Raw genomic sequence first — 26,511 nt, 5'->3', positions numbered from 1 at the left:
GGAGTCACTTGCATGACCTCGAGGATCGCTCGCGAGCCCTTGGCACCCGTCGCACAGTATCCACCCGATTTGGTGACGCATTATCGGGAACGAGGCTATTGGACTGACGAGACGCTGGCCGGATTCGTCACGGCCGCGGCCGCACGGCATCCCGACAACGAAGCGGTGGTCGGCAGCGATGCCTCTGGCACACAGACACGGCTGACATATTCCGACCTCGATCGTCGCAGCTCGGCCGTGGCCGGAGGCCTGTCCGGCTTGGGTGTTCGCGCCGGTGACCGGGTGCTTCTGCAGCTGCCGAACATCGTGGAATACGTCGAAGCATTGTTCGGTGTGTTGAAGCTCGGCGCCCTGCCGGTATTCGGGTTGCCGGCGCATCGCCGAACCGAAATCGGATACTTCTGCCAGTTCGCTGATGTCGCTGCCTATATCGTCGCTGACCGTCATGGCGGGTTCGACTACCGCGCGCTGGCGCGTGAGGTGAACGAAGGCCTCGAGACTCCGCCTGTTGTGATCGTGGCCGGTGACCCCGAAGAGTTTGTCGGTTTCGATTCGCTGCGCGGATACGAGGTTCCCGTTCTTGCCGACGTCGATCCGTTGTCGGTCGCCTTTCTTCAGCTTTCCGGTGGCACGACCGGTGTTCCGAAGCTGATTCCGCGAACGCACGCCGACTACCTCTACTCGGTGCGAGCGTCCAACCCGATCTGCGGCGTCGACGACTCGACGCGCATGTTGGTGGTTCTCCCTGCAGCACATAATTTTCCGATGAGTTCGCCGGGCATCCTGGGTGTTCTCCACGCGGGCGGCTCCGTGGTTCTGGCGCCGGACACCATGCCCTCCACAGCTTTCGGTCTGATCGAATCAGAGCGAGTCACGCACGCTTCCTTGGTCCCACCGATCGCGTTGGCCTGGATGGCCGCCCCCAGTAAGGCAGATCACGATCTGTCGAGCTTGCGGGTTCTCGGCGTCGGCGGAGCGAAGTTCAGCGCCGAAGCCGCTGCACGCGTACCCACGGAGCTGGGCTGCACCCTCCAGCAGGTGTTCGGGATGGCCGAGGGGCTGGTCAACTACACCCGCCTCGACGACACGCAAGAATTGATCGTCAGCACTCAGGGCCGGCCCATTTCACCCGACGACGAGGTTCGTGTGGTCGACGACGAAGGCGCGCTCGTCGCGCCCGGAACCACGGGGCACTTACTGACTCGGGGTCCGTATACGATCCGTGGCTATTACCGGGCGGATGCGCACAATGCCGAGGTCTTCGACGCCGAAGGTTTCTATCGCACCGGCGATCTGGTCAGCGTCACCGATACGGGACACCTGATTGTCGAGGGCCGCGCAAAGGACCAGATCAACCGCGGCGGCGAGAAGGTGGCCGCCGAGGAGATCGAGAACCACCTGCTCTCGCATCCTGCTGTCCACGATGCGGCCGTCGTCGCTGTTCCCGACGAGTACCTGGGCGAGCGAACCTGCGCCGTTCTGGTGATTTTCGGAGATGCCCCGACCGTCGGCGAGATCAAGCGATACATACGAGGCCGAGGCGTTGCGGCGTACAAGGTTCCGGATCGAGTGGAGTTCGTGACCGAGTTCCCCGTCACCGGCGTCGGAAAGACCAGCAAGGCGGCCTTGCGCCGTGTTCTCAGCGAATCGATTGCTGCACAGACTCTGTCGAGTTGATCGGTTCCCACCCCCACATTTTCGAGGAGATTCATCATGGCGCTACCCACAGCAGTGCGATACGAGATGCCCACCGAGTTTCCGCAGAATCGGGTCGACTGGACTCTCGATCCTTCCCGAGCGGTGCTGCTTCTGCACGACATGCAGGAATATTTCGTGAACGCGTACGACCGAAGCGTCGACCCGCTCCAAACCGTGGTTCCGAACATCGACCGGCTTCGTTCGTCGGCGCGAGCTGCCGGAATCCCGATCGTCTACACCGCACAACCCGGTGATCAGGATCCCGAGGAGCGCGCGTTGCTGTCGGATTTCTGGGGACCGGGTCTGAAGGCAGATCCCGCTCACACCGACGTGATCGCCGAGTTGGCTCCGCATCCGGACGACGTGATGCTCACAAAATGGCGCTACAGCGCTTTCATCAAGACAGATCTGCGTGAGCGGCTGCGCGAGAGTGGGCGTGACCAGCTGATCATCACCGGAATCTATGCCCACATCGGTTGCCTGACTACCGCTTTGGACGGGTTCATGCAAGACGTGCAGATCTTCTTCGTGGGCGACGCGGTAGCCGACTTCTCCCTGGACGAGCATGTCGGCGCGCTCGAGTACGCGGCCGGGCGCTGCGCCTCGGTCACCCGAACCGACGACCTGGTCAAGGCGATGAGCGCGGAAACGGTTTCGGCGTAGGCGTGAACGGCGACGGGTGCGCCACCCGTCGCCGTATTGTCAGGTGTGTGAAGACTCTGTTGGTGGTTCACCACTCGCCCTCGCCGACAACCCACGAATTGTTGGATGCGGTCCTGGCCGGGGCTCGCGATCCCGAGATCGAGGGCGTCGAGGTGAAGGTGATGCCGGCGTTGGCGGCGACGGTGCCCGACGTCCTCGCTGCTGACGGCTATCTTTTCGGAACCACCGCCAATTTCGGTTACATGTCGGGCGCGCTGAAATACTTCTTCGACACCACGTACTACCAATGCCTCGGCGCGGTTTCGGATCGACCGTACGGCCTGTGGGTTCACGGCAACAACGACACTGCCGGTGCAGTGTCCTCGGTGCGCAAACTCGCCACCGGGCTCGGATTGGTCGCGGTGGCGGATCCGCTCGAAGTGACTGTGAGCGTGGACAAATCTGTCCGCGATGGTTGTTATGAACTGGGCGGAACCGTCGCGGCAACGCTGATGGACTAGCCTTCACTTTCTCGTTTCGATTCACGAAAGAGACTGTCCCGCAAGCGGTTGTAGAAGCGCGTGTCCTCTGATTGACGCGTCGGGAGCCGTCGGTTCTCGGGTCACCGGCGAGGCGGATTCCCCGATTCATTGACATTTAGTTTAGGCTACCCAAAACGACGTTAGGTCACCCTTGGGTGACGTGTGTCCACAGACGAGGGGATCAGTGTGAGCGTTCTTCCAGGTTCGAACTCCGGAGCGGCGAGCGAAGCTACGTTTGCTCTCACAGGAGCTCAACTCGGGATTTGGAACGCACAGAGGCTTGATCCCGAATCTCGGAGCTACCTCGTCGGTGAGGTGCTCGAAATCTCGGGCGACGAACCGATCGACACCGAACTGCTGACAGCCGCCATCACGGCGACGATCGGTGAAGCCGAAACCATGCGGCTGCGGATGATCGAGACGGCGGACGGCCCGCGTCAGTACATCTCCGACGAGCCGGTTGGCATCATCCCGATCACCGACGTCCGTGACGAGCGCGATCCCGTAGCCGTGGCGCACGCACTGGTCGACGCCGAGCGCAGCCGGGCGTCCGAGTACTGCCGCCTGATGGTGGAGCGTCCGCTGTACACCTACTCGCTGATCAGGCTCTCCGATCGCGAGATCTGGTGCATTCAGCTCTATCACCACCTGATCGTCGACGGATACAGCGCAGCAATGATTTCGCGCCGAGTCGCCGCGCACTACACGGCCGCGAAGAAGGGAACCGAGGTCGCGCCAACGCGATTCGGTTCTATGACAGATCTGGTCAGCGAGGACGAGGCGTACCGGGCTGGCGAGCAGTTCGCGGAAGATCGTGACTACTGGCGTGATGTCCTGACGCCGTTGCCCGCGTTGGACGGACGCGGCCAGCAGGTCACCGGTCCGGCGGAACGAACGATCCAGGTTCGCGAGGTCATTACCGCCGACGCCCTCAGCTGCCTCAAAGAGGTGGCAGACGCGACGGGAACAACGTGGGCCGAGGCACTGATCGCCTGCTACGGCGCGTTTCTCCACCGACTGCTCGGCGAGACGGATGTTGTCATCGCGATGCCACTCATGGCGCGCGTAGGCCGCACGGCACTCAAGACGCCGGCCATGGCAGTCAACGTTCTGCCTCTCCGGTTGACGATTCGCAGCCACGATCGACTCGGTGACCTGAGCAAGCAGGTGGCCGCCACGATGAAAAGCCTGCGCGCACACCAGCGCTACCGCGGTGAGAATCTTGCTCGGGACCTGGGCGTCGCCGGAACCGGCGCACTGCTTCACGGGATCGGAATCAATCTCAAGGCTTTCGACTTCGCCCTCGATTTCGCCGGCGCTGTGGGTGTACTGCGAAACGTCGCCGGGGGACCGCCGGAGGACCTGGGTTTGACGGTGACGCCCATTGCGGACGGCGAAGTTCTACTCGGATTCGAAGTGGACGCGCGTACCAATACTCGGGAATCGGTTCAGCGTCGCCTCGCCGGTTTCGTCAGCATCGTCAACGCGATGGTCGGGGAGGGAGATCCTGCCGTCGGTCAGGTGGAGATGATGCCTGCGGCCGAAGCCTCGCGGATTCTCGCCGGCCGCGAAACTGCACCGCTGCCCGGCTCGGTCGAACTCGTTCCCGACGTGTTCGACCGCATCGTCGTCGAGCACGCGGATGACACAGTCCTCGTATGCGGTGACGAACGTTTGACAGGCGCAGAACTCGGTGGCCGCGTCCACAAGCTCGCCCGGTTGCTTCGGGCCCGCGATGTCGGCCCGGACGACATTGTCGGACTTGCGCTTCCGCGTACTTCCGAGATGGTGGTGGCTCTGCTCGCGACATTGAACGCGGGCGCAGCGTACGTGGCCCTGGATCCGCAGCACCCGGCCGAGCGGTTGCGAGATCTGATCGACGACGCGCAGCCGAAGGTCGTGATCACCACTTCCACTCTGGCCGAGCAACTCGTCGGAGGTTCTCGGCCCGACCCCCTCGTCATCGATTCCGACGCAGTCCGCGAAGAACTCCGTGCTAATTCCGAGCTTCCACTCGAACTCGGTGAACTGGCGACAGCACGGCATGGTGATCACCTGGCGTATGTCATCTACACCTCGGGATCGACAGGCAAGCCCAAGGGTGTGCTGGTCAGAGGCGGTGGATTGGCGCACCTGCTTCACCACCATCGCGCCACCATCTACCGGGACACCGCCGAGCGCGTCGGGAACCGTCAACTGCACACCGCGCACACAGCGTCGTTCGCCTTCGATGCGTCTCTCGATCAACTGTTGTGGCTGCTGTGTGGTCATCGTGTGCACGTATACGACGAGGAACTGCAGAAGGACGCGGTTGCTCTGGTCGCGGCGTTCGAGCGAGATTGCGTCGACGTGGTCGACACGACGCCGTCGATGGCGGCAGCGATGGTGGACAACGGGTTGCTGCGTACGCAGCGGTTGCAGCTCCTCGTCGTGGGTGGCGAGGCGGCACCGCCCGCACTGTGGGACGCGATCATCGAATCCGGTGTTCCGGCTCGAAACCTGTACGGCCCCACAGAAACGACGGTCGACGCGATCGCGACCACGGTCGAAGGTGCCGGACCGCGTATCGGGTACCCCCTCGCGGGTACCCGTGCGTACCTGCTCGACAGCGCGCTCGAGCCGGTCGCCGACGGTGAACGAGGTGAGCTCTACCTGGCCGGACCGCAATTGGCCAGGGGCTACCTCGGCCGCGCCGGCGCGACCTCCGAGCGTTTTGTCGCAGATCCTTTCGGGGCTCCGGGAGATCTGATGTACCGCGCCGGGGACGTGGCGCGGTGGGTGCCGGGGCGGGGCTACGACTTCATCGGTCGCAGCGACAAGCAGGTGAAGATTCGCGGACATCGAGTCGAGTTGAGCGAGGTCGAGGCTGTTCTCGGATCGGTACCCGGAATCGGCGCCGCTGCCGCGCTGATCCGTACGGATGGGGGACGGCCCAGCCTCGTCGGCTACGTTGTAGCCGCCGCCGGCGCGACGCTTCCGCCGCAGGAAGAATTGCGCCGTGACCTCGCCGGTCGCGTACCGGATCATCTCGTTCCCGCCGCAATCGTCGTTCTGGACGAACTGCCCGTCACGGTGAACGGAAAGCTCGATCGTGCGGCACTACCTGCCCCGGCTGCCGAATCGGAAGGTCGCGCTGCATCCACACCACACGAGGAAATCCTCTGTGACGTGGTGGCCGAGGTGCTCGGCCGCGAACGCGTCGGCGTGGACGAGGATTTCTTCGGCCTCGGTGGTGACAGCATCACGGCAATCAGTGTCAGCAGTCGACTGCGGGTGCGTGGTCTGATCGTTGCTCCCAAAGAACTACTGGCACAGCGAGATCTGGGAACCATCGCCGCTGCGGCGCGTGAGATTGCCGATGACGCCGACGCCGTAGCCTCGGTTGCGGACGTGGCGACCGGCACCGTGATCGCCCCGCCGATCGTTCGAGCACTGATCGACAAGAATCCGACAGACGAGGCAATCGCGGGCTACGCGCAATGGACCGCAGTGCGCATCGACGACAGCCTTTCACTGGGTGACCTGCAGTCCGGCGTGCAGACGATCCTCGATCACCATGACGCTCTACGCCTGCTCCTGCGCCGTGACAACGACAGCGGCACTGCCGAATTGATCGTCCGGGACGCCGGTGCAGTGCGCAGCGAGGGACTCGTTCGCGAGGTGTCCGACACCTCCGAGCCGTCCCGGATCAGAGAGCTCGCGGAGGCGTCGGCGGCGAGTCTCGACCCACGCGCCGGTGAACTCCTGCGAGTCGTACTGGTCAATACCGAGGCCGGTCGACCCGACCAATTGATCGTCGTGGCTCACCATTTGATCGTCGACGGTGTGTCCTGGCGAATTCTGCTTCCAGACCTCCACGAAGCCACCGATGCTGCACGCGAGCGTAGGTCGGCCCGGTTGGCTGCAGGCGGAAGTTCGTGGCGTCGATACGCAGGGTTGCTCGCGGAATTCGGGGCCTCTGGCAGCAGGGCGTCAGAGCTCGAGTACTGGAAGTCCGCGTCGGTACAGGCGGACGACGAGCCGATCGGCAGTCGTCGTCTCGACCCGAAGATCGACGTGACCGCAACCGCCTCTCGCACGACAACCATTGCGCCCCCGGCCGTCACCGACGCGCTGTTGACCACGCTTCCGGCGGCGTATCGAGCCAAGGCCGACGAAGTGCTTCTCTCGGGTTTGATGCTTGCCTTGCGCTCATGGCAGCACGGCCGCGGCCTCATCGGGCTGCCCGCGCAGACAGTTACCGTCGAAGGTCATGGCCGCGACGCGCTCACCAGCGACACCGACTTCGCCGGAACCATCGGGTGGTTCACCAGTGAGTTCCCCGTCCGGGTTCCCACCGATGCACTGCTCACCGCAGACGATCTTGCCGACGCACTGAGCGGCGGAGCAGCTGCGGGGCATCTCCTTCGTGCGGTGAAGGAGGCAAAACGCGCCGTACCCGGAGGCGGAGTCGGCTATGGAGTTCTGCGGCATCTGGATCCCGACACCGCACCTGACCTTTCCGCGTGCGCTACACCCGAACTGCTGCTCAACTATCTGGGCCGCTTCCCGTCCTTGCCCGGAACCGGATGGCGATTGCCGGAGCAGGATCCATTCGCGGTCATCGAGCCGGCGACGAAGATTATGTCGGAAGTGCTGGCGCTCAACGCATTTGTCCGAGAGGACGGATCACCGACGCTGGCAGTCGAATGGACTGCGGCGGGTTCAGTGCTCGACGCCGCGACGATCGTCGAGCTGCAAGAGCATTGGGAACGTGCGCTCGCTGCCCTGACCGCGCATGCCGCGCTCTTCGAGGGTGGTTTGACGCCTTCCGATTGCTCGGCGACGATCTTCGGCCAGGGCGCGGTGGTCGATCAGGCCGGGATCAACGAACTCGAAGCCGTCCACGGACCGCTTGCCGACGTCCTTCCGCTCTCGCCGCTACAAGAAGGTCTCCTGTTCCATGCGGTCCGTGACGGAGCCGCAGACGTCTACACGCTCACTGCACGCTTCGACCTCTCCGGGCCACTGGACGAGGCGAAGTTGGCCGACGCGTTCGAGACCGTGATCGACAGGCACCCGAACCTTCGCGCAGCTTTTCACTACGAGCAGTTCGAACGGCCCGTTCAGATCATTCCGCGCGGCGCAAAAGTCGAGTGGCGTTCGGTCGATCTGACCTCCGTTCCAGCTGACACTGCATTCCGCTCTGCAGATCAGCTCGAGGACGAGGCCGCCAAGCATGTCTTCGACGTCAGTACACCGCCTCTGCTGCGTGCACTACTGGTTCGGCTGCCCGGCGGGGTGCACCGTTTGGTCCTCAACGCGCACCACCTGCTCACCGACGGTTGGTCGACTCCGATCGTCCTGCGCGAGCTGATGAACGTCTACCACGACGGCGACAGCCGCCTCCCTGCGCCGACGCCGTATCGCGACTACTTGGCATGGATCGCCGGCCGTGATCAGGACTCTGCCCGCGCAGCGTGGAGCGAGCGTTTGCGTGGGCTCACCGCGCCGACTCTCGTTGCCGATGCCGGAGCGCCGCGAAGTGTGCCCGTCGCGCTCGAGGTTCCTCTCGCGACATCGGACGCCGAAGCGCTGATCGAACTCGGCCGTGCGCGAGCGCTGACGGTCAACACCCTGGTTCAGGGTGCGTGGGCAGCAGCGCTCGCCGAAGCGACAGGACAGTGGGACGTCGTGTTCGGGGCCACGGTGTCCGGCCGACCTGCCGAACTCTCGGGGGTGGAGGGAATGGTCGGGTTGTTCAGCAACACGATTCCGGCCCGCCTCGACATCGTCGCGGACCGGCCTTTGCTCGATCAGTTCGTCGATCTCCAGAACGCCCAATTCGACATCGTGGACGTCGAACACACCAGTTTGGCCGAGATCGAACGCATCGCCGGAATCGGGCAACTGTTCGACACGCTCCTGGTGTTCGAGAACTTCCCGAACTCCGGTGCAGGACAGCCTGCATCGCACACACTGCGGGTCGAGGGATTCACCAACCGCGGAGTCACGCACTATCCGATGACGTTGATGGCGCCGCCGAGCACCGGTCTGGATCTGGTTCTGTACCACGATCCGGCAGTTGTCTCCGACGCCACGGCGCAGCGAATGGTCACACGGCTCGCGGAGATCCTGCGTGGGTTGCTGACCGAGCCGACAGCTCCCGCATCCGCGGTGCTCACGGTAGTCCGACAGGCAGCGTCCGTTGCCGATGCGGTGTCTGCCGCGAAAAATGTCGCTGTCACGAAAAAGGTGGCCGCGTCCGATCCTGCGATCGATGTCGATCCCGCGGTCGTGGATGCAGTGTGCGCCTGTGTCGCAACGGTGTTGGAGATTCCCGACGTCGATCCGGGCGACAATTTCTTCACTCTCGGCGGTCACTCGCTCACTGCGATGCGGTTGGTGGGAAGCCTGCGCAAGCTGGGAATTCGCGTCGTCGTCTCGGATGTCTTCGACACCCCGACCCCCCTCGGTCTTGCCGTGGCCGCACGCGTCGATCGGACGAAGTTCTCGCCGGATTCGGTCGTTGGCGTCGATCGACCCGTCGTGACCGTGGCGACGTTCCGCGCCCCGGCGGTGGCGGGAAATCCTGATCACGAGCGGTACTGGGTTCGCACGCTCGCGGACCTGCCCCTCGAAACGGACCTTCCGTATGACCGCCCGCGCGGCGAAGAGTACCGCCCGCACACCTACCTCCGTCAGCTACGCGATGCCCGGTTCGGTGACGAACCAGGATTCGACGCGGTGCTGTTGGCCGCCGTGGCGGCGACGCTGAACAGCTTCGGCGGTGGTCGGGACCTTGCGGTCGGACTGGTCTCGGAAGGGACTGACACCCTGATTCGGGTCGACCTGTCCGGTCGGCCTAGAATTGCCGATGTCGTTCGGCGAGTCGAAAACGCTGTCTCCGAGGCACTTGCGCATTCCGATGTCAGCCTCGACCGAATCGCCGATCTACTCGGGCGTCCGACGAGCAGCCTGTTCGCTGCCCGTGTCGGTCACTCGCCCGGAAAGAGCGTCGACCTCGAATTCGTCCGAACCGCAACAGAACTTCGATTGACGGTTGATGCCGGGCTGTTCGACGCCGCGACTGCGGACGCATTGCTCGACGGTGTGATCGCGGTCCTCGGTCACGAAATCAGCACTGTCGTCGCGGATCTGCGACTGGCGGAAAACAAGCCGGATCGCGACCCGGGCCGACGCGCGACGCCGCCGTCGGGGATCTCGCAGTTGTTCGCTCGACACGTCAGCCGCCACCCCGACGACATCGCGGTGATCTCCGGCGAGGTCGGAATTACCTACGGGGAACTGTCGGCGCGCGTCGACGAGCTGGCCCGCGAACTTCTCGCGGTCGGCGCCGGACCCGAGAAGGTAGTCGCCGTCGCGCTGGATCGAAATGCGGATCTGGTGGCCGGACTGCTCGCGGTACTGCGCATCGGCGCTGCGTACCTGCCACTCGACGTCCATTACCCGACTGAGCGGCTCGAGTTCATGATCGAGGACGCGGCTCCGGTGTGTGTCCTGACCAGTATCGACAGCGCCGGGCAACTTCCGTTGACGGTCGCCACGAGTGTCTTCGTGGACGGTGAGTTCACCAACTCGGGTGTCGTGCTTCCTCCGCCGCCCGCGGCGGGTGATCACCTCGCCTACATGATCCACACCTCCGGTTCGACGGGTCGCCCCAAGGGCGTGATGGTCTCGACGGGCAACCTCGCAGCCTTCGCGGACACGGTACTCGAGGATTGCTGGATCAGGCCGGGCGATCGCATCGTCGCGGTGACAACGGTGTCGTTCGACATCGCGGCACTCGAGTTGCTGTGCCCGCTCGCGGCGGGCGCGACTGTCGTGATCGCAGACCGCAGGACGGTTCGCGATCCGGATGCGTTGTCGGCGTTGATCATCGCAAGCGATGCGACAGTGATGCAGGCAACGCCGGCGCTGTGGCGAGTGGTCACCGAACACGAGAACGCAGTCGGACTCGCCATGGTGCGAGCCCTGGTGGGAGGGGAAGCCCTCCCGCAGGATCTGGCCGACGATCTGGTGGCCAACGCTGCTTCGGTCCGGAATGTCTATGGACCCACCGAGGCCACGGTGTGGGCGACATCTTCGGTCATCACGACCGGCGACCGAGTCACGATCGGTCAGCCCTGGACCGATGTGCACGTGCGAATCCTCGACGACGACCTGCGTGAGGTTCCGGAAGGCGTTGCGGGCGAGCTGTATCTGGGCGGTGCGCAGGTGGTCCGCGGATACCTGAACCGCCCCGATCTGACCGTCGCTCGGTTCGTCGCCGATCCTTCTCTGCCGGGGGCACGCCTCTACCGCACCGGCGATCTGGTCCGACGCCGGCGAGGGGTTTTGCACTTCCTTCGTCGTGCGGACGATCAGGTGAAGGTTCGCGGTTTCCGCATCGAGCTCGGCGAAGTCGAAGGCGCGCTCGGATCGGTGGCAGGTGTGTTCCGCGCGGCAGCCACCGTTCGCGTCGATGCGGCGGGTACCGGAAGTTTGCACGGGTATGTGGTTCCCGAAGGTGCAACCACGCTCGATTCGGTACTGGTGCGCAAGGAGATTGCGCGGCTCCTACCCGAACACATGGTGCCGCAGACCATCACGGTGCTCGAGGCACTACCACTCACCCTCAACGGGAAGGTGGACCGGAAGGCATTGCCCGACACCGCGCCGGATCGCGTGCCGAGTCCGCTCGTGGCCGTCGATGCGGATCGTCGGGCACGGCTCGAGTCGCTGAGCCCGGGCTGGCAGGACGTGCTGCCACTCGGTCCCTTGCAGGAAGGCATGTACTTCCAGTCGGTTCTCGACGGCGCCGGCGGCACGGATGTCTATCACATGCAGCCGCGATTCGAGTTCTCCGCCGATGCCGCCGTCGACGTTCGCTCACTCCGCGCAGCAGGGGATGCGCTCTTGCGGCGCTATCCGAACCTGCGGGCCGGCTTCACACACGCCGGTTTCGACGCTCCGGTGCAGTTCGTGCCCAGGGCAGCCGAAATGCCTTTCCGCGAAATCGATCTGAGCGCAGTCGCACCCGACGACTTGGATATCGAGGTCCGCGCCGTCGACGAGGCTGAATTCGGCAGGCTGTTCGACTTGAGTGCGCCGCCACTCATTCGAATGGTGTTGGTCTGGTTGCCAGGTGGGGGAGCGCACCTCGTCTTCACTCAGCACCACCTGCTGACCGACGGTTGGTCGCAGACCTTGATGTACGCGGAGTTGTTTGCGCTCTACGAGTTTGCTCGCACACACGGCACGGACCCGGTTGGACTCGACGGCGCGCTCGACAAGCCTGCGGACTTCCGTGATCACCTGCGATGGATCGCCGAAGCGGATCGCACGGACGCCATCTCGTCCTGGAAGGACTACCTCGCGGATCTCGAGCAACCCACACTCGTGGGTGGTACGGGATCAGGCGGGCGCGCTCCGTTGCCGGTGTTCACCCGGGTTCAGCTCGAACAGAGCATCACCGAGCACGTACGCGAGCTGGCCAGACGTAGCGGAGTGACGCTGTCCACCGTGGTTTCTGCGGCGTGGGGCCTGGCATTGCGCGCCGTGACGGGCCGTGACGACGTGGTCTTCGGATCGACGGTTTCGGGACGTTCACCCGAGGTCGAGGGCGCCGACCGCATGGTGGGATTGGCGCTCAACACCATTCCCGTGCGTGTCCGGGTCCGGCCAGGCGAGGAGATCTCGGCGTTGCTCGGACGCCTGTTCCGTGAACAAGGTTCGCTGCTGGGGCATCACCATCTCGGGCTCGGCGACGTGCAGCGAAGTGCAGGGTTCGCCACGCTCTTCGACACGCTCTACGTTTTCCGCAACACCCCTCGCGACGAACAGGCACGTCGAGACACGTTCGGTCGCAGTGGAATCGTCGGGTTCGATGCGGTGGACGGCACGCACTATGCGCTCACGCTCGACGTGGATCCGGGTGTCGGGGACGCGGCGATGGCGCTCACACTCGAAAACCGTCCTGACCTGATTCCGCACGACGTGGCTCAGGACATCCTGTCCCGCACCATCACGATTCTCGAAGTGATGGCGAATTCCGATACCGCCACGGTGGCGGACACGGCGGTTCCGCTTTCGCGCACCCCCGCGGAATTCGCTTCGGAGTACGTCGTGATGCCACGGCCGGACCAGGCCGGCGGTAGCGTGGACGCACTACTGCGCGAAAGGGCAGCGGCAACTCCGGACGAGACGGCGCTGGTCTTCGGAGACGTCACACTGAGCGCAGCCGAGATGAACTCTCGGGTGGACAGACTGGCACGGATACTCGCTTCGGCGCTGGGGCAGTCGGTACCAGGCGGGGGACCGACCCGTGTTGTCGCGCTCGCGCTTCCGCGTACTGCCGATCACGTCGTCGCGATCTTCGCCGTCATGAGAACCGGAGCGGCCTACCTTCCCTTGGATCTGGCTCACCCACCGGCACGCCTGCGCGAACTCATCCTCGACAGCGATGCGGCGCTGGTAGTCACCACGACTCGGACGCGTGACCTCGTTGTTCCCGATGGACAGCCATGTCTGGTCCTCGACGACCCGGACGTGGCCGGGGTACTCGACGGGCAGTCTTCGGCACCAGTTGTCGACGAGGCTGCGGTCTGCGGGCCGACCTCACCGGACCAGCCTGCCTACGTCATCTACACCTCGGGCAGTACCGGAAAACCCAAGGGCGTCGTGGTGGGTCACCGTGGGTTGACGACGATGTATCACAATCACAAGGCCGAGATATTCACTCCGACCGAAAACAGTGTGGGTGGCCGACGTCTGCGCATCGCGCATACAGTCTCGTTCTCGTTCGACATGTCGTGGGAGGAACTGTTCTGGTTGCTCGCGGGGCACGAAGTTCACGTGATCGACGAGCAGGCGCGACTGGACCCCGCGTCTCTGGTGAAGCATTACCGCGAAGTCGGTATCGACGTCGTGAATGTAACCCCCTCGTATGCACGGGAACTGATGGCCGCCGGTCTCCTCGACGGTGAGCGGACGCCGGTGTTGGTGATGCTCGGCGGAGAAGCTGTACCTGCCGAGTTGTGGTCGCGATTGCGCGATCAGGACGGTGTCGACGGGTACGACCTTTACGGGCCGACGGAGTTCACGATCAACGCGATGGGATCCCCGGTTCAGGGGAGCGAGACACCCTGCTTGGGTCGGCCGATTCTGAACGCGTCTGCGCGGGTACTCGATTCGGGTCTGCGGGAGGTACCGATCGGAGCGGCGGGCGAGCTGTACATGTCCGGAGACGGAACGGCGATTGGTTACCTTCACCGGACCGCGTTGACCTCCGCTGTGTTCGTTGCTGATCCCTACTCCGTCGGCAAGCGCATGTACCGCACGGGTGACGTTGTACTGCGTCGCCGCGACGGCGAACTCGAATATCTGGGTCGCGCAGACCATCAGGTCAAGATCCGAGGCATTCGGATCGAATTGGGTGAAGTCGAATCCGCACTGGCGTCGTTGCCAGGAGTGTTGCGAGCGGCAGCGTCAGTCCGTAGCGAAGGCGGTGCGCCGCCGAGACTGGTCGGCTACGTCATCGAAGAACCCGGTGCCGATTCAACCGATCTGCGAGCTGCGTTGCGGGAACGCGTACCGGCACACCTGGTTCCGTCGGACATCGTCGTCGTGGATTCGATTCCGCTGACGCCCAACGGAAAACTGGACCGCGGTGCGTTGCCGGCACCCCCCGCCCGAGTAGCGGCCCGAGCACCGCGAACCGAGATGGAAAGGCAACTGTGCCAGGTCTTTGCGCGGGTACTCGGCGTCGAGGCAGTCGATCCCGAAGAGAGTTTCTTCGATCTCGGCGGCGACTCGCTTCGAGCAATGCGACTGGTGGGGGAGATGGAGCACGACCTGTCGGTGAGCGTCGGTGTGGCAACGCTGATGGCCCGTCCGACAGTCGCCGAGCTCGCAGCACACCTTGACGAGTCGGCGTCCGAAATCGATCTGAGTCGCGATCGCCTCCTGACACTGCGAGCCGAAGGCAGCGGAGAGCCACTGTTCTGCGTGCATCCGGCCGGTGGATTCGCTTGGCCCTTTGCGCCTTTGACCGGTGTTCTCGAGGCCGACCGTCCACTGTTCGGCCTGCAACTGCCCACAGTTGCCGGTGAGCCACTCGAACCGACGAACGTGGACCAACTGGCAGCGATGTACGTCGACACGATTCGCGGCGTGCAACCGAGCGGGCCGTACCACCTGCTCGGCTACTCGTTCGGTGGCAACGTCGTTGCCGCGATGGCGGCTCAGCTGGTCGATATCGGCGAGACAGTGGAGTTCGCCGGTCTGATCGATACTCATCCACTGGGAGATCGTGACGATCGCGGTCGCGACGATGCCGACGACCGAGATCTGGCCGCCGCCCTGCCACCCGAGATCCTCACTCAGGCACCGGGACTAGTCGAGGCTGTTCGGGCGGGTTTTGATGCCACTCGTTTGCTCGTGGCCCGCTCGACCGACACAACCTACGACGGACCGGTTACTCTGATCACCGCCGACGCCGAGGCGTCCGGACAGCTGCTGGCCGATCGCTGGCGCAGAGTCCGCGGGGACCGGGACATGGCAGTACACCATCTGCCGTACGACCACGCCGGATTGGTGACCCCAGCCGGGTGGGCGGCAATTGCCCCGCTGCTCGACAGCCATTTGTCGAAACGCACGGCCACATAGTTCGAAAACCACACAGTTGAAACACAATGGGAGCTCAATGATGAAGTCCACACCGCCCCTCGCGATACGGAGTTGGCGACGATTCGTCGCCATCGCAGGGTTGCTGATCGTCGCACTCGTGGCGATGATCGGTTGCAGTAGCGATTCGAACGACGAACCGACCAAGGCTGCAGAGCCCACGACCCGCGTGATCGAGACCGAGAAGGGCTCGGTCACCGTGCCCGCGTCGGCGGAGCGCATCGTGGTTCTGAGCGGCGGTCTCGCCGGATACCTGTACGCCCTGGACGCACCGGTGGTTGCCACCGATACCCGCGTCCTCGGTGTCACGAACCTCGACGGTGGATTCCCGCCGGCTTGGGCGGACGCCGCAAAGGCGCAGGGCACCAAGGAATTGCCGGCCGGCGAGCAGCTCAACATCGAAGCCGTCGCGGCGGCTGAGCCCGACCTGATCATCGGCGGTGGCCAGGGAATCACCTCCGTTCAGTCCGAGGAACTCTACGATCAGCTCACTGCTATCGCACCCACCGTCTTGGTCCCCAAGACGGTCGCCGCGTGGGACAAGCAGCTCGAAATCGTCGCCGACGCGGCGGGCCGTTCCGACCAGGTTCCGGCGCTGATGAGCGCATACGAGGACAAGGTCAAAGAGGTCAAGGGCAAGATCAAGGTTCCCGAGGGCAACGTCGTCTACTTCCTCTCGGTCTCGAGCAACAAGCCGTACCTCGTTCCGCCGACGGCCGCGCTGCCCGCGATGCTCGCCGAGCTCGGTTTCAAGGCCGACGACGTCATGGCCAAGGCCGGCAACCCGCAGCTCTTCGGCTCGGGTGACTCGTTCGAGGTCAGCCCGGAACTGCTCTCGCAGGTCGCCGATGCTCCTGTCGCCTTTGTGATTCCGGTGTCCGGTCGCCCGATGGCCGAACTTGCCACCGATCCGCTTTACTCGCAGTTGCCGTCCTTCAAGGCAGGCACGACGTTCGAGCTCCCCGCCAGCAGCTACCGTCCTGACTACGACGGCGCAATGGCTACCCTCGACCTGATCGGCCAGACCTTCGCATGACTCGATTCGGTGGGCTGGTGATCGATGTTTCACCCTTGCGGACCAGCCGTCCCTTCAGGTACGCCTTTTCCGGGCGATTGATCTCGCTGCTCGGGATCGGACTGCTCGTCGTAGCCGTCCCCGCGCAGACGTACCAGCTCACCGGCTCGACCTTGCAGGTTGCCGGAGTGTCCACGGCGATGGCCATCGCCATGTTCTTCGGCAGCCTGTTCGGCGGCGTGCTCGCTGACCGTTACGATCGGCGACGCACCATCCAGTTGGCCCGCAGTGCTGCGGGTCTCGGCTTTGTCATTCTCGGGTGCAACGCGCTCTTGCCACACCCGTCGATGTGGGTCATCTACGTCGCGGCAGCTGTCGACGGCTTGGCCGGCGGTGTCAGCAGCTCGGCCTTGATGGCTTTGATGCCGACGTTGTTGCCGCGCAACAAGATGGCTGCGGCCGGCGCTTTGGTAGCGCTGACCACCGACATCGGGACGATGATCTCGCCGGCAATCGCCGGCGTGATCATCGCCTCCGGCGGCATTCCCGCGACATACTTTGTTGCTGCGGTGGCCACCGCAGCAACTGTCACGTTGTTCCAAGCCATCGGCCCTTCCCCTGCACCGGGCACGAATCACGAAAGCCCGATGCGCGCGCTGGTGACCGGCGTGAAATTCGCCGGCACGCACACAGTCATTCGCGGCATCCTGATCAGCGGTCTGTTGGTCATGTTCGTCAGCGGGCCGATGGTGTTGCTGCCTGCCTTCGTCGACCAGGTTCTCGGCGGCGGACCCACCATGCTCGGTCTGCTCTACGGCGCCCCCGCTGTCGGCGCTGTGGTCGGTTCCCTCACCAGCGGTTGGACCGGACGAGTCCACCGCAACGGCGCCGCGATGTTGATCTCTGTTGCGCTGATGCCTCTCGGCCTGGTGGTACTGGGTGCGTCGGGAGCAGCGATTGTCGCGTTCCTGGGCCTGGCCGGATTCGGCCTCGGCCGCGCACTCAACGACATTCTGAGATTTGCAGTCCTTCAACAGAACACGCCGGACGAATTGCGCGGACGCGTGTCCAGTCTGTGGATGGTGCAAGCCGTCACGGGTACGGCGATCGGTTCGATGGCAGCCGGGTTCCTCGGGCAGTGGCTCGAGCCTGGCGCCGCGCTACTGGTCTTGGGGCTCGCCGGTGTGACACTGGGCCTGGTGCTCCTGGCAGCATTGGGTTCGGTGCGCCGGGTAACTTCGGAGATCAACGAAGTCGATCTCTCCGAAAACACTGTGCCGGTGGGGAATGCTCCGCCGGAAAAGGAAGGTAGTTCATGAACCGAGGAGACCACCTCGCGACCATCGCCGAAGTTCTGGCGGGAACCACCGGCGCAAAAGTGCCGTACCCCATCGGCATTCGCGAACTCGAAGTTGTTCGCAGCGAAATGGTCGGGACCGGACTGTTGCGTCTGACCTTGGGTGGACCTGAGTTGGCGGGCTTCGAATCGCACGCTCCCGACGAGCATGTTCGCCTGGTCTACCCGGATGCAGACGGAACTTTACGTCTACCCGAACGCGACGGATTCAGCCTGAAGTGGCCTCGTCCATTGCCGATCTCGCGTGAGTACACCGTCCGTCGATACGACGCCGAGGCGGGGGAGCTGGACCTCGATTTCGCGCTCCACGAAGGTGGGTACGCCTCTGATTGGGCTCAGGCGGCGACCGTCGGCACTCGGGTGCACGTGGCAGGTCCGCCCGGTGGCGTCGTGGTTCCGTGGACGTACGACCGCTATCTGCTGGCCGGTGACATCACCGCCCTTCCTGCCATTGCTCGTTGGCTCGAGATGATGCCCGCTGCTGCCGCCGGGTGGGTGTTCGTCGAGATCACCGACCCTTCACAGGAAATCGAACTCACTGTTCCGGAAGGCGTCGAGGTGCGATGGCTGCACCGCGGTGACGTCCCAGCCGGTCACTCGGATCTGCTCGAGCAGGCAGTACGGACGGTCACCGTGCCCGAGGGCGAGCGTGTCTACGCCTGGATCTCCGGTGAGGCCACCAGTCTCAAGCCGATTCGCAGATTCGTGCGCGACGAACTCGGCCTGAGTTCGGGCGACCACCTGATCACGGGCTACTGGAAGCGCGGAGTCGCAGACTTCGACGAGGACGACGACGACCGCTGAACATCGGTTGATGCCGGTTTCGGCATCGTCACCGCGACAACGAGTCCGACAATCGCAACGATTGCCGCCACTCCGAAAGCTGTGGCGAATGCCGAGTGCTGGGGAAGGCCGCCGGATGAAGTCGCGCTCGCGATGATCCCGGCGGCAATTTGGGTTCCCACAGCAGAACCCAGCGATCTGGCGATCGTGACTATTGCCGTCGTGACACCTACGCGGTCTGCCGGTGCGCTGTCGGCGGAGATGACGAACACTGCCGTCGACGCGGCGGCAACGCCGGTACCCGCAAGGATCAGCACCACAACGATCTGCCACATCGTGGTTGCAAAGACCCCGACGGCGCCGCTCAGGCCGAGGAAGGCAACTCCCGCTACCGCAATGGCTTTCGTGCCGACCCGTTGTGCGAGCTTTCCGGAAATCACCGACGCGATCACCGCTGCGCCGTAACCGATGCACAGCAGGATTCCGATGGCACTTGTCGATGCACCGCGGCCGAATCCGCTCTCTGCCGGCACGGCGAGTTGTTGCGGAAGTAGATAGACAACAGCGCCGTAAGTGAACCCGAAAACCACGCCGACGACCACGGCGCTCCACATCGAACGATGCCGCATCATCGTCAGGTCGACCATCGGCTCGGTTGTCCGGCTCTGATACTTGGCCCAGATCGCGAACACGGCAGCGGAAGCGAGAAGCAGCAGCATCGACGTCGGTGCGCCCCACCCGTTGCTCGATGCGCTCGCCAGCCACGCCGTCAGCGTCAACAATCCCAGAGCCAATCCGCCCGCTCCCGGCCAATCGAGTCGGCCGCCGACGTTCGACATGTGATCTCGTGGTGTGCTCACGGCAAAAGCAATTGCGCCGAGCAAAACGAACGCGGTCGGAACTGCATACATCGCGGTGCGTGAGACGTTTTCCGCGACGGGCCCGGCCAATACGACTCCCAGAGCGCCGCCGGCCACTACGACAGCCCCGAGTAAACCCGTGGCCGTCTTCAGTCGGTCCGAGGACAAAGTGCGTCGTAGGACCACGAAGCTCACGGGAAGCAACCCGAGCCCGAATCCCTGGAGAAATTGGCCGAGGACGAACAGCGGGAAGATCGTTGCGAGAGCGGACACGCTGCCGCCCAGGACAACGATTGTCGTGATCGCGAGCAAGGTGGGGCGGGCGCCGTACACGTCGGCTATTCGCCCGGCCATCGGCGTGACGAGGACAGTGCTCAACGTCAGAGCGACGGATGCGAGCGCTCCGACGTCGGCCGTCACTCCGAAGTCTCTCTGTATCAGGGGGAGTGCGGGGACGATGATGCTTTCGAGCGCGGCCACGGCAGCGATCAGCAGGGTCAGGCTTGCGATAGTTGCTACCGGTCGCGGCTGATTGCCGGAGACGCTCTCTGTGGTCATCGTGCTCTCTTTCGATCGGGGAGTGAGGAGCTTATGGACGCGACGAAACGCCGCCCCTCCAAGAGCCCGGAAGGGTTGTGGCACTGGATATATCGGGCTGTGAAGTAGACCGTCTCTTTATTTCGTTACGCGTACCGTTATTGTGGAGAAATGTAATCGGATTCAGCGCACAAAGCAAGAGTCGGATGGGGTGGAAATGGTGTCATGTATCGCCAGATCGCAACGGGCAGACTTTTGCTGCCACCGTCAGTCGGTGTCAGGTGATGTGACGATGGGGCTCATTTCTCGATGAGCATGACGCTGGTCACCAAAATGCTTCTCCGAGCAGGGAGTTCATCTGCCGGACACATCCAAGGTCCCCGTTTGAATGCCGGGTTTGTTAGCTTTCTGCCTGTGACGCGACGTCACGGAAAGTTCACGAATCACGGAGGATCATCATGGGTTCTATTTCAACGATCATCGGAATCTTCGAGCTCTACAAGCTTCTCGAGCCGCTGCTGAGCTCGCTGAGCTGATTCAGGTGTGATTTCACTGTCGAGCCGGGGCGCCGAGGGACTCGGCTCGACAGCGGATCTCGAGGATCCGGCGCGATCAGGACCCGTGGAACGGATGTCGGCACCGGCAGAATTCCATCGCTCCGGTGTAGTGGTCCATCACCAGGATTTCTGCACACCGAGCGGGCTGCGGAGCGAACCTGAGGCAGCGCTCGATCCACCCACGCTCCAGCGAAGGGGCGGGGTGCGCGCAGTTCCCGCATCGGCCGGGACGTTCGGCGACACGTACGGAACCGTAGTGCTCCGGGGACATGCCAAACATCTTGGTGGTGCGATGTTTCCAGGGCAATGGTTCGGCTCGAGCGGAAGCTATGTCACGAAAGCCCGGCGGCGATATGCGAGGACCGAACCCGTTGAGCTGCGCCACCTGGATCCCTGATAATCCGATTGCCCAGACTGAGTTTTTTGGTGCAAGTTGCGGCTACTGCGCTGACGCCCAGAAATTCTCGGACTATCTGGGCAACGATCATGCGGTGGTAACCGCGAACAGAATCCGATCCGGCTCGCGTTGCATACGGGTGATCGCGACGCGGCCCCCGATCCAAGCACCAAGTGCACCAATCGCAACAGCGACAGGGATGGCGAAATAATTCACCGGGTTCGGTAGCAGCGCCCCGAGTAGAACGCCGGGCGCCGTTGTCGCGGCGAAGATGACGATGGCGAGGATGATCAGTCCGAAGGACGAGCCATTGAAGGATCCGCGGGTGTTGAGGGAGAACGTCTTCTTCATCTCCGGGACCGGGTAGGGGGCTTTGGCGGATATCGCTACTGCCAGTCCTGCACCGACTCCCATCATCGAAATGCCGACGGCGAGCGGCACGGCCAGTCGGTCGGTCCCGAGGTCCCCGAAGATCCGTACAGCAGCTGTTGCGACGACCACGAAGGGTGTCATCACGATCGCCCACGCGATTTGTCGGCCCCGGACGTCAGCGGCAGCGGCTTCGGGGATCATCACCAGATGCCAGATCGATGCGCCGTCGAATCCGTACAGATTCGATCCGGCTGCCATTGCCAGGTAGATCAGGAACCAGGCACCCCATGCGGCGGAGAAGGGGATCGATGACGAGATCAGCGGTCCGAAGCCGGAGACCAAGGTCATGATGGCAACGGAGAGCAGTTGTGTTCGTCGGCGCATGTCTCCGTGCCAGAGCGAAAGCTCGCGAGAGATGACGGTGCCCAGTCGGGATGCGCGCCAACCGGTTCGAATGTCGCGGCCCTGGTTCTTCAATTGCACGGAAGTGGCGCCCGCTGATTCTGCGACCTTCCCGTTGAAGTAGCGAACGACCAGGCGTTGCCATGACCACAGCAGTGCGAGATCGACCAGCACCAGGGCGAGGACTGCTCCGGCGGCGAGGAGCCAGGCGCCTCCTGCTGCTGCGTCGACACTGGTGATTCCCCACGCGAACGGGATCGAATGCGCGACCGTGAGCGGCCACGTGACGTCGCCGTCCACGACCGTGCCGAGGCGACTCTGCAGCGGAAATTGCAGCAGATACAGTCCGCCGAAGAACGTGCCGAATGCCAACAGTCCCAGTTCGCGGCTGCGACGACTCCGCAGGAGCTGCGACATCGCCAGCATCGCGACCCGTGAGGTGCCGACAATGAGCAGGACCGTTGCGGGCCAAGCGATAATGGCCAATGGCAGTGCGGCAGGGTGGTGTGTAGCGGCATAAATTGGAATCGCTGCTGCAGCCAACGCGGTAATCGGCACGGTCATACCGACCAGCGACGTCGAGAACAGTGCTCTGGCGAGTCGGACGGGTTCCAGGGGGAGTAGTTGGAAATGTCTGGGGTGAAGATTGTCATCTGACAGACCAGACATGATCGGCATCAAGATCCACATCAGGCCGATAGCCGAAAGTGCGAGACTGGTTGTGCCGCTGACGAGATCGGGGGAAACACCGTTCTTTCCCGAAGCTCGTAGGCACAGTAGCGCTGCCCCCAGAACCCCGAACAACGCTGCAATGACCTTGATTACAGCTCTTCCACCGGTGAACTGACGTTTGTAGAGGGTCATGCGCATGCGGAGAACAGTGCGCCACACAGAGACCGACGGGTTCCAGTGTGTCGGTGAAAAGCTGGTGGTGGTCATGCGCGCATCCATGACAGTCCGTCGGGACTGGGACTGCGGCTACCGACAAGGCGAACGAATGCCTCGTCGAGAGTGTTGCCTGCGCGCACCTCGTCGACCGTTCCTGAAGCCACGACGCGACCGTCTGCGATGACGCCGATGTGAGTACACAGTTGTTCGACAAGGGCCATCACGTGACTGGAAAGAATGACCGAGCCACCTGAGTGGACGAACGAGAGCAGAATGCTCCGAATTCCGGCCGAAGAAATGGGGTCGACAGCTTCGAACGGCTCATCCAGTACCAGTAAGCGAGGGCCGTGCAACAAGGCCGAGGCCAACCCGATTTTCTTCGTCATGCCCGCTGAATAATCGGCGATGACCGTTCCACCTGCATCGGCGAGATCGAGCGCGGCCAACAGTTCGTCGCGTCGTGACGCGATGACGTCCTCTGGCATACCGCGCAGTCGCCCGAAATAGGTGAGTAGTTCATGACCGGTGAACTGGGCGGGTAGCGCCAAACCGTCGGGTAGGACGCCGAGCAGACTCTTCGCTGCCACAGGGTCGTTCCACACGTCGTAGCCGTACACCAGGCTGCGACCGTAGTGCGGGCGAAGCAATCCGACAGCCATCGACAATGTGGTCGTTTTTCCCGCACCATTCGGGCCAACCAGTCCGAACAACGAACCTGAGGGCACCGCAAGAGAAAGGTCGTTCACAGCAACTTTCGCGCCGAACGCCATGCAGAGGTGTTCCACTTGCAAAGCCATCGGTCCGGGAGGTAACTGTCCTGTCTCGGGGAGAGGGTGCATCGATCGAGGGTAACTGTCCGGAGCCATGTGCGCGGAGACGGAGCGGAGCGATGCAGGCTGCGTGCACCGAATGTCATTCCTAGGTGGGGGTTGCGACATGAGTCGCTGGTTCGCAAGGGGAGCGGATGGCAGGAGTCGAACCTGCGTGGACGGTTTTGCAGACCGCTGCCTTGCCGCTCGGCCACACCCGCATTGATCCAATTATGTTCGTAGTGAACAACAGTCGCCACCATTGTGATCAGGGTGAGTTGATCGCCGTGTGACGGATCGCAGGGAGTGCGGGGGAAGTGCCGGGTCAGGCGCGGGAGAACACCGCGACCAGGAATTCGGAATCCTCCTTGAACGGGCGAAGATCCCACGTGGAGAGCAGCAGATCAGCCTCGAGGCCACTCACGGTCGCGTCGGCGAGAAACTCGGGGAACTCGTAGCCACGGCCGGCACCGAATCCGATGACCACTCGGCCGCTCGGAGCGAGATGACGAGCAAATCCTGAAAATACTGCTTGCCTGGTGGACGGAGCGAGAAACGCCACCACGTTGCCTGCCGACACGATGACGTCGAAATCTGCCTCGACACCGCGGGCCGGCAGATCGAGTTCGGCGAGATCGCCGACAAGCCACGTCGGTCCGGGGTGGTCTTCTTCTGCGGCAGCGATGAGAACCGGGTCGACATCGACTCCGACAACCACATGCCCGACGTCGTGCAGATAACCGCCGAGTCGGCCAGGCCCGCACCCTGCATCGAGAACCCGGCCACCGCGTCCGAGCATCGCGTCGATCAAACGTGCTTCCCCGACAATGTCCTTGCCGTCCGCTCTCATGGAACGGAAACGCTCGACATATCGTGTGGAATGCGTCGAGTCGGCTGCAGTGATCTCTTCCCACTGGCTGGGGATGCGCTCGTTCGGGGCGTGTGCAGTCATCTTTCGAGGGTACCGACAGCTCACCGGGTGCCGACGACCGTCCCGTCTGCGGCATATCCGACGAGGGTTGGACGAGGGGACGTGAGCGACAGGGGAATCCATCCGTAGAAGCGGTCTTCGGCAAGAATTGTCGGATAGATATGGCCGTCTGCGGTGTGAAGTTCGGCTCGGACAGCACCTCCCGCCCCTGCGTCGTAGGTCGCCTCGTGCGGACCGGCCTCGTACCCGGCGCCGCCCCCGAATGAATCCGCGCCGTACAAGTCAATTGATCTGCAGCCGTGTCCGAGGCCGATGAATTTCGACGGACCAACCTTGTCGATGTCGGCTGACGCCTCGAAAACCGGGGCGACGCACCTCCAGCCATTGGCGCCGTGGGCGACAAAGACGCTGAACAAGGTTCCGTCAGGTCCGGGAATGGACCCGACCCGCTCGGCGGTGGACGGATCTATTCCGCCGTTGGTTCCCGGCATCGTCTGCCAACCCGAGTACATGTCGGTGAACGCTTTCGGCATCATCCCCGTGGCAGCGGCGCAGCCCACCACCACTGCTGCGCAGATCGCCGCGACGAGAACGATGGCACCGACGCGACGGCGTGGAGCTTTGGTTGCCCCAATGTTGTTTTCGGTAGCCATGATTCGGGTGCGTGCGGCATCTTGGACGTTCTCGGGCCAGAGTTCGGCGGAAACCGTATCGCTCGGCCGCAGCTTCTCGAGCGTGGTGAGCGGATCTTTGGTCATGGGGTACTCCCGTGTTCGGCGGCAGCGCAAGGTCGGGCGGTGTTCATCGGGATTACGGTGTCGGATTCTGAAGTCAACCCGGCGCGCAATCGACGCCGAGCGCGAAAGAGACGAACATGCATGGCCGGAACCGAACACCCAGCGACCCGCGCGGCTTCGGTGGCGGTCAACCCGTCCCAGGCAGTCAGGAGCAGGGCTTCACGTTCGGTGACGGTGAGTGTTGCCAGTGCTTCGAGCAGTTCCGTGCGTTCGGTGACAGTGACGTCGGCGCCCGGCGTCGATGCCGCAATCTGCTCGATGCGTCCCATCTTCTCGGTGAGCGCGTCAAGGCGCCGAACGCTGCGACGGTTGTTGTTCACGGTGTTTCGAGCCACCACCAACAGCCATGGAAGTGCCTGCTCGGGCACTTCGTCCAAGCGTCGCCAGGCAACGAGGAACGTCTCGGAGACAACCTCCTGCGCGCTGTGATGATCAACGTGGCGACAGGTATACGCGAACACCCGACCGGCGTAGGCGTCCCACAGGGCGGTGAACCGCTCTTCGCCGCTCGGCGGCGGTTGTTCCTCGGATTTCGGGGTCATATGAAGAGATGTCCGGCTGGTTGCTGATCCTTACAGCCTCTGAGCTGATGGACGGTTTGGCGTCTTACTCCGGCCGAGAACTCCCACTGTCAGAAGCAACAGAGCGAGGATGTACAGCGTCATGATCCAGATGCCCGCAGCGGCGGGCTGCCACTTGTTCGCCTGGCCGAGCAGGATGAGGGCGTCAGAGGTGAGGAACAGCGCGCCGCCGATACCGGTGATCGAGTTGTACGTCAGTGCGGTTGATGCGGTTCCCACCAGTATTGCGGCGTACACGGGGACGGCAATTCGAAGTTCAGGTTCGAGACCGGTCCAGGTGTACGACACAAGAGCGATTCCAGCGATGGTGTAAGCGCACAGAAACCATGGCCGCCTTCGCATCTCCCGAAGAGCGCCGTGTGAGAGAAAGAATCGGATGAAGCAGAGGTGACCGATCGCGAAGGCTGCCATGCCGATGACAAACGTGGAGTCCCAGATCAGGAACAGGTCTCCGAAAGCACAGGCAATCAGTGCCGCAGCCACAAGTCGAGGTCCGCGTCGGGCGACAACCCAGGCAGCCAGAATCGGCGCGAGCATGACCTTGGTGATCCCGTCCCAGGGCGCAGCATCAGCGGCATTGAGGATCAGATGGACAATCGCTACCGCTGAAAACCCGACAAACCATGGCGACCGGATGGTGCTCGGCAGTCCGGCGTCGCAATCAGATTCACCCATCG

At 63.4% G+C, this 26,511-nt stretch carries 15 protein-coding genes and 1 tRNA gene; 7 read left to right on the top strand and 9 right to left on the bottom strand.

The window, feature by feature from the left end; genetic code table 11:
* The first annotated feature begins 12 nt into the window (after nt 1-12).
* From P3G66_RS05420 to P3G66_RS05390, 7 genes are all read left to right on the top strand, one after another.
* Nucleotides 13-1,677 (top strand): AMP-binding protein, encoded by a 1,665-nt coding sequence (locus P3G66_RS05420; protein ID WP_208689582.1) that lies wholly within the window; start codon nt 13-15, stop codon nt 1,675-1,677.
* A 36-nt stretch (nt 1,678-1,713) separates the two neighbouring features.
* Nucleotides 1,714-2,361: an isochorismatase family protein gene (locus P3G66_RS05415; protein ID WP_007735125.1), complete on the top strand. Its 648-nt coding sequence runs from the start codon at nt 1,714-1,716 to the stop codon at nt 2,359-2,361.
* A 47-nt stretch (nt 2,362-2,408) separates the two neighbouring features.
* On the top strand, nt 2,409-2,861 hold the full coding sequence (locus P3G66_RS05410; RefSeq protein WP_003942217.1) for a flavodoxin family protein: 453 nt from the start codon (nt 2,409-2,411) through the stop codon (nt 2,859-2,861).
* Nucleotides 2,862-3,068: 207 nt separating this feature from the next.
* A complete protein-coding gene (locus P3G66_RS05405) occupies nt 3,069-15,530 on the top strand; it encodes a non-ribosomal peptide synthetase (protein ID WP_276116298.1) in 12,462 nt (4,153 codons plus the stop codon).
* 40 nt (nt 15,531-15,570) lie between these two features.
* The gene (locus P3G66_RS05400) at nt 15,571-16,584 is read left to right on the top strand and encodes an ABC transporter substrate-binding protein (RefSeq protein ID WP_003942170.1); all 1,014 of its coding nucleotides are present in this window, start codon (nt 15,571-15,573) and stop codon (nt 16,582-16,584) included.
* A 17-nt stretch (nt 16,585-16,601) separates the two neighbouring features.
* Nucleotides 16,602-17,882, top strand: coding sequence for an enterobactin transporter EntS (gene entS, locus P3G66_RS05395; RefSeq protein ID WP_256718088.1), 1,281 nt, complete (start codon nt 16,602-16,604; stop codon nt 17,880-17,882).
* Nucleotides 17,879-18,724, top strand: coding sequence for a siderophore-interacting protein (locus P3G66_RS05390; RefSeq protein ID WP_276116297.1), 846 nt, complete (start codon nt 17,879-17,881; stop codon nt 18,722-18,724). Before entS ends, P3G66_RS05390 begins: the two co-directional genes overlap by 4 nt.
* Here P3G66_RS05390 and P3G66_RS05385 read toward each other — a convergent pair.
* From P3G66_RS05385 to P3G66_RS05345, 9 genes are all read right to left on the bottom strand, one after another.
* Entirely contained in the window at nt 18,673-20,121 is a 1,449-nt protein-coding gene (locus P3G66_RS05385; RefSeq protein ID WP_276116296.1) for an MFS transporter, read from the bottom strand. The two genes, P3G66_RS05390 and P3G66_RS05385, sit on opposite strands and share 52 nt — an antisense overlap.
* A gap of 653 nt (nt 20,122-20,774) precedes the next feature.
* Nucleotides 20,775-20,900, bottom strand: a complete 126-nt coding sequence (locus P3G66_RS05380) for a hypothetical protein (protein ID WP_257217054.1) — start codon at nt 20,898-20,900, stop codon at nt 20,775-20,777.
* A 241-nt stretch (nt 20,901-21,141) separates the two neighbouring features.
* Nucleotides 21,142-22,767, bottom strand: coding sequence for an ABC transporter permease (locus tag P3G66_RS05375; RefSeq protein WP_256520631.1), 1,626 nt, complete (start codon nt 22,765-22,767; stop codon nt 21,142-21,144).
* The gene (locus tag P3G66_RS05370) at nt 22,764-23,555 is read right to left on the bottom strand and encodes an ABC transporter ATP-binding protein (protein ID WP_051649609.1); all 792 of its coding nucleotides are present in this window, start codon (nt 23,553-23,555) and stop codon (nt 22,764-22,766) included. Before P3G66_RS05370 ends, P3G66_RS05375 begins: the two co-directional genes overlap by 4 nt.
* Nucleotides 23,556-23,675: 120 nt before the next feature.
* Nucleotides 23,676-23,746: transfer RNA gene (locus P3G66_RS05365), tRNA-Cys, on the bottom strand.
* A 104-nt stretch (nt 23,747-23,850) separates the two neighbouring features.
* Nucleotides 23,851-24,477 (bottom strand): class I SAM-dependent methyltransferase, encoded by a 627-nt coding sequence (locus P3G66_RS05360; protein WP_276116295.1) that lies wholly within the window; start codon nt 24,475-24,477, stop codon nt 23,851-23,853.
* A 20-nt stretch (nt 24,478-24,497) separates the two neighbouring features.
* Nucleotides 24,498-25,214, bottom strand: coding sequence for a hypothetical protein (locus P3G66_RS05355; RefSeq protein WP_276116293.1), 717 nt, complete (start codon nt 25,212-25,214; stop codon nt 24,498-24,500).
* Entirely contained in the window at nt 25,211-25,795 is a 585-nt protein-coding gene (locus tag P3G66_RS05350) for a sigma-70 family RNA polymerase sigma factor (RefSeq protein ID WP_054188542.1), read from the bottom strand. The genes P3G66_RS05355 and P3G66_RS05350 overlap by 4 nt, the downstream gene beginning before the upstream one ends.
* A 30-nt stretch (nt 25,796-25,825) precedes the next feature.
* Nucleotides 25,826-26,509 (bottom strand): lysoplasmalogenase, encoded by a 684-nt coding sequence (locus P3G66_RS05345; RefSeq protein WP_276116292.1) that lies wholly within the window; start codon nt 26,507-26,509, stop codon nt 25,826-25,828.
* Nucleotides 26,510-26,511 lie beyond the last annotated feature (2 nt).

It is taken from the genome of Rhodococcus sp. C3V (assembly GCF_029269915.1).
Taxonomy (GTDB): domain Bacteria; phylum Actinomycetota; class Actinomycetes; order Mycobacteriales; family Mycobacteriaceae; genus Rhodococcus_F; species Rhodococcus_F qingshengii.
Note: the sequence above shows the minus strand (reverse complement) of the source record. Positions and strands in the feature narration are given on the sequence as shown.

What these genes read in the sequence shown, in the direction of transcription:
- P3G66_RS05420 (WP_208689582.1), top strand. Translation starts at nt 13, where the DNA reads ATGACCTCGAGGATCGCTCGCGAGCCCTTGGCACCCGTCGCACAGTAT.
- P3G66_RS05385 (WP_276116296.1), bottom strand. Translation starts at nt 20,121, where the DNA reads ATGACCACAGAGAGCGTCTCCGGCAATCAGCCGCGACCGGTAGCAACT.
- P3G66_RS05370 (WP_051649609.1), bottom strand. Translation starts at nt 23,555, where the DNA reads ATGCACCCTCTCCCCGAGACAGGACAGTTACCTCCCGGACCGATGGCT.
- P3G66_RS05390 (WP_276116297.1), top strand. Translation starts at nt 17,879, where the DNA reads ATGAACCGAGGAGACCACCTCGCGACCATCGCCGAAGTTCTGGCGGGA.
- P3G66_RS05345 (WP_276116292.1), bottom strand. Translation starts at nt 26,509, where the DNA reads ATGGGTGAATCTGATTGCGACGCCGGACTGCCGAGCACCATCCGGTCG.
- P3G66_RS05360 (WP_276116295.1), bottom strand. Translation starts at nt 24,477, where the DNA reads ATGACTGCACACGCCCCGAACGAGCGCATCCCCAGCCAGTGGGAAGAG.
- P3G66_RS05375 (WP_256520631.1), bottom strand. Translation starts at nt 22,767, where the DNA reads ATGACCACCACCAGCTTTTCACCGACACACTGGAACCCGTCGGTCTCT.
- P3G66_RS05350 (WP_054188542.1), bottom strand. Translation starts at nt 25,795, where the DNA reads ATGACCCCGAAATCCGAGGAACAACCGCCGCCGAGCGGCGAAGAGCGG.
- P3G66_RS05400 (WP_003942170.1), top strand. Translation starts at nt 15,571, where the DNA reads ATGAAGTCCACACCGCCCCTCGCGATACGGAGTTGGCGACGATTCGTC.
- P3G66_RS05415 (WP_007735125.1), top strand. Translation starts at nt 1,714, where the DNA reads ATGGCGCTACCCACAGCAGTGCGATACGAGATGCCCACCGAGTTTCCG.
- P3G66_RS05355 (WP_276116293.1), bottom strand. Translation starts at nt 25,214, where the DNA reads ATGACCAAAGATCCGCTCACCACGCTCGAGAAGCTGCGGCCGAGCGAT.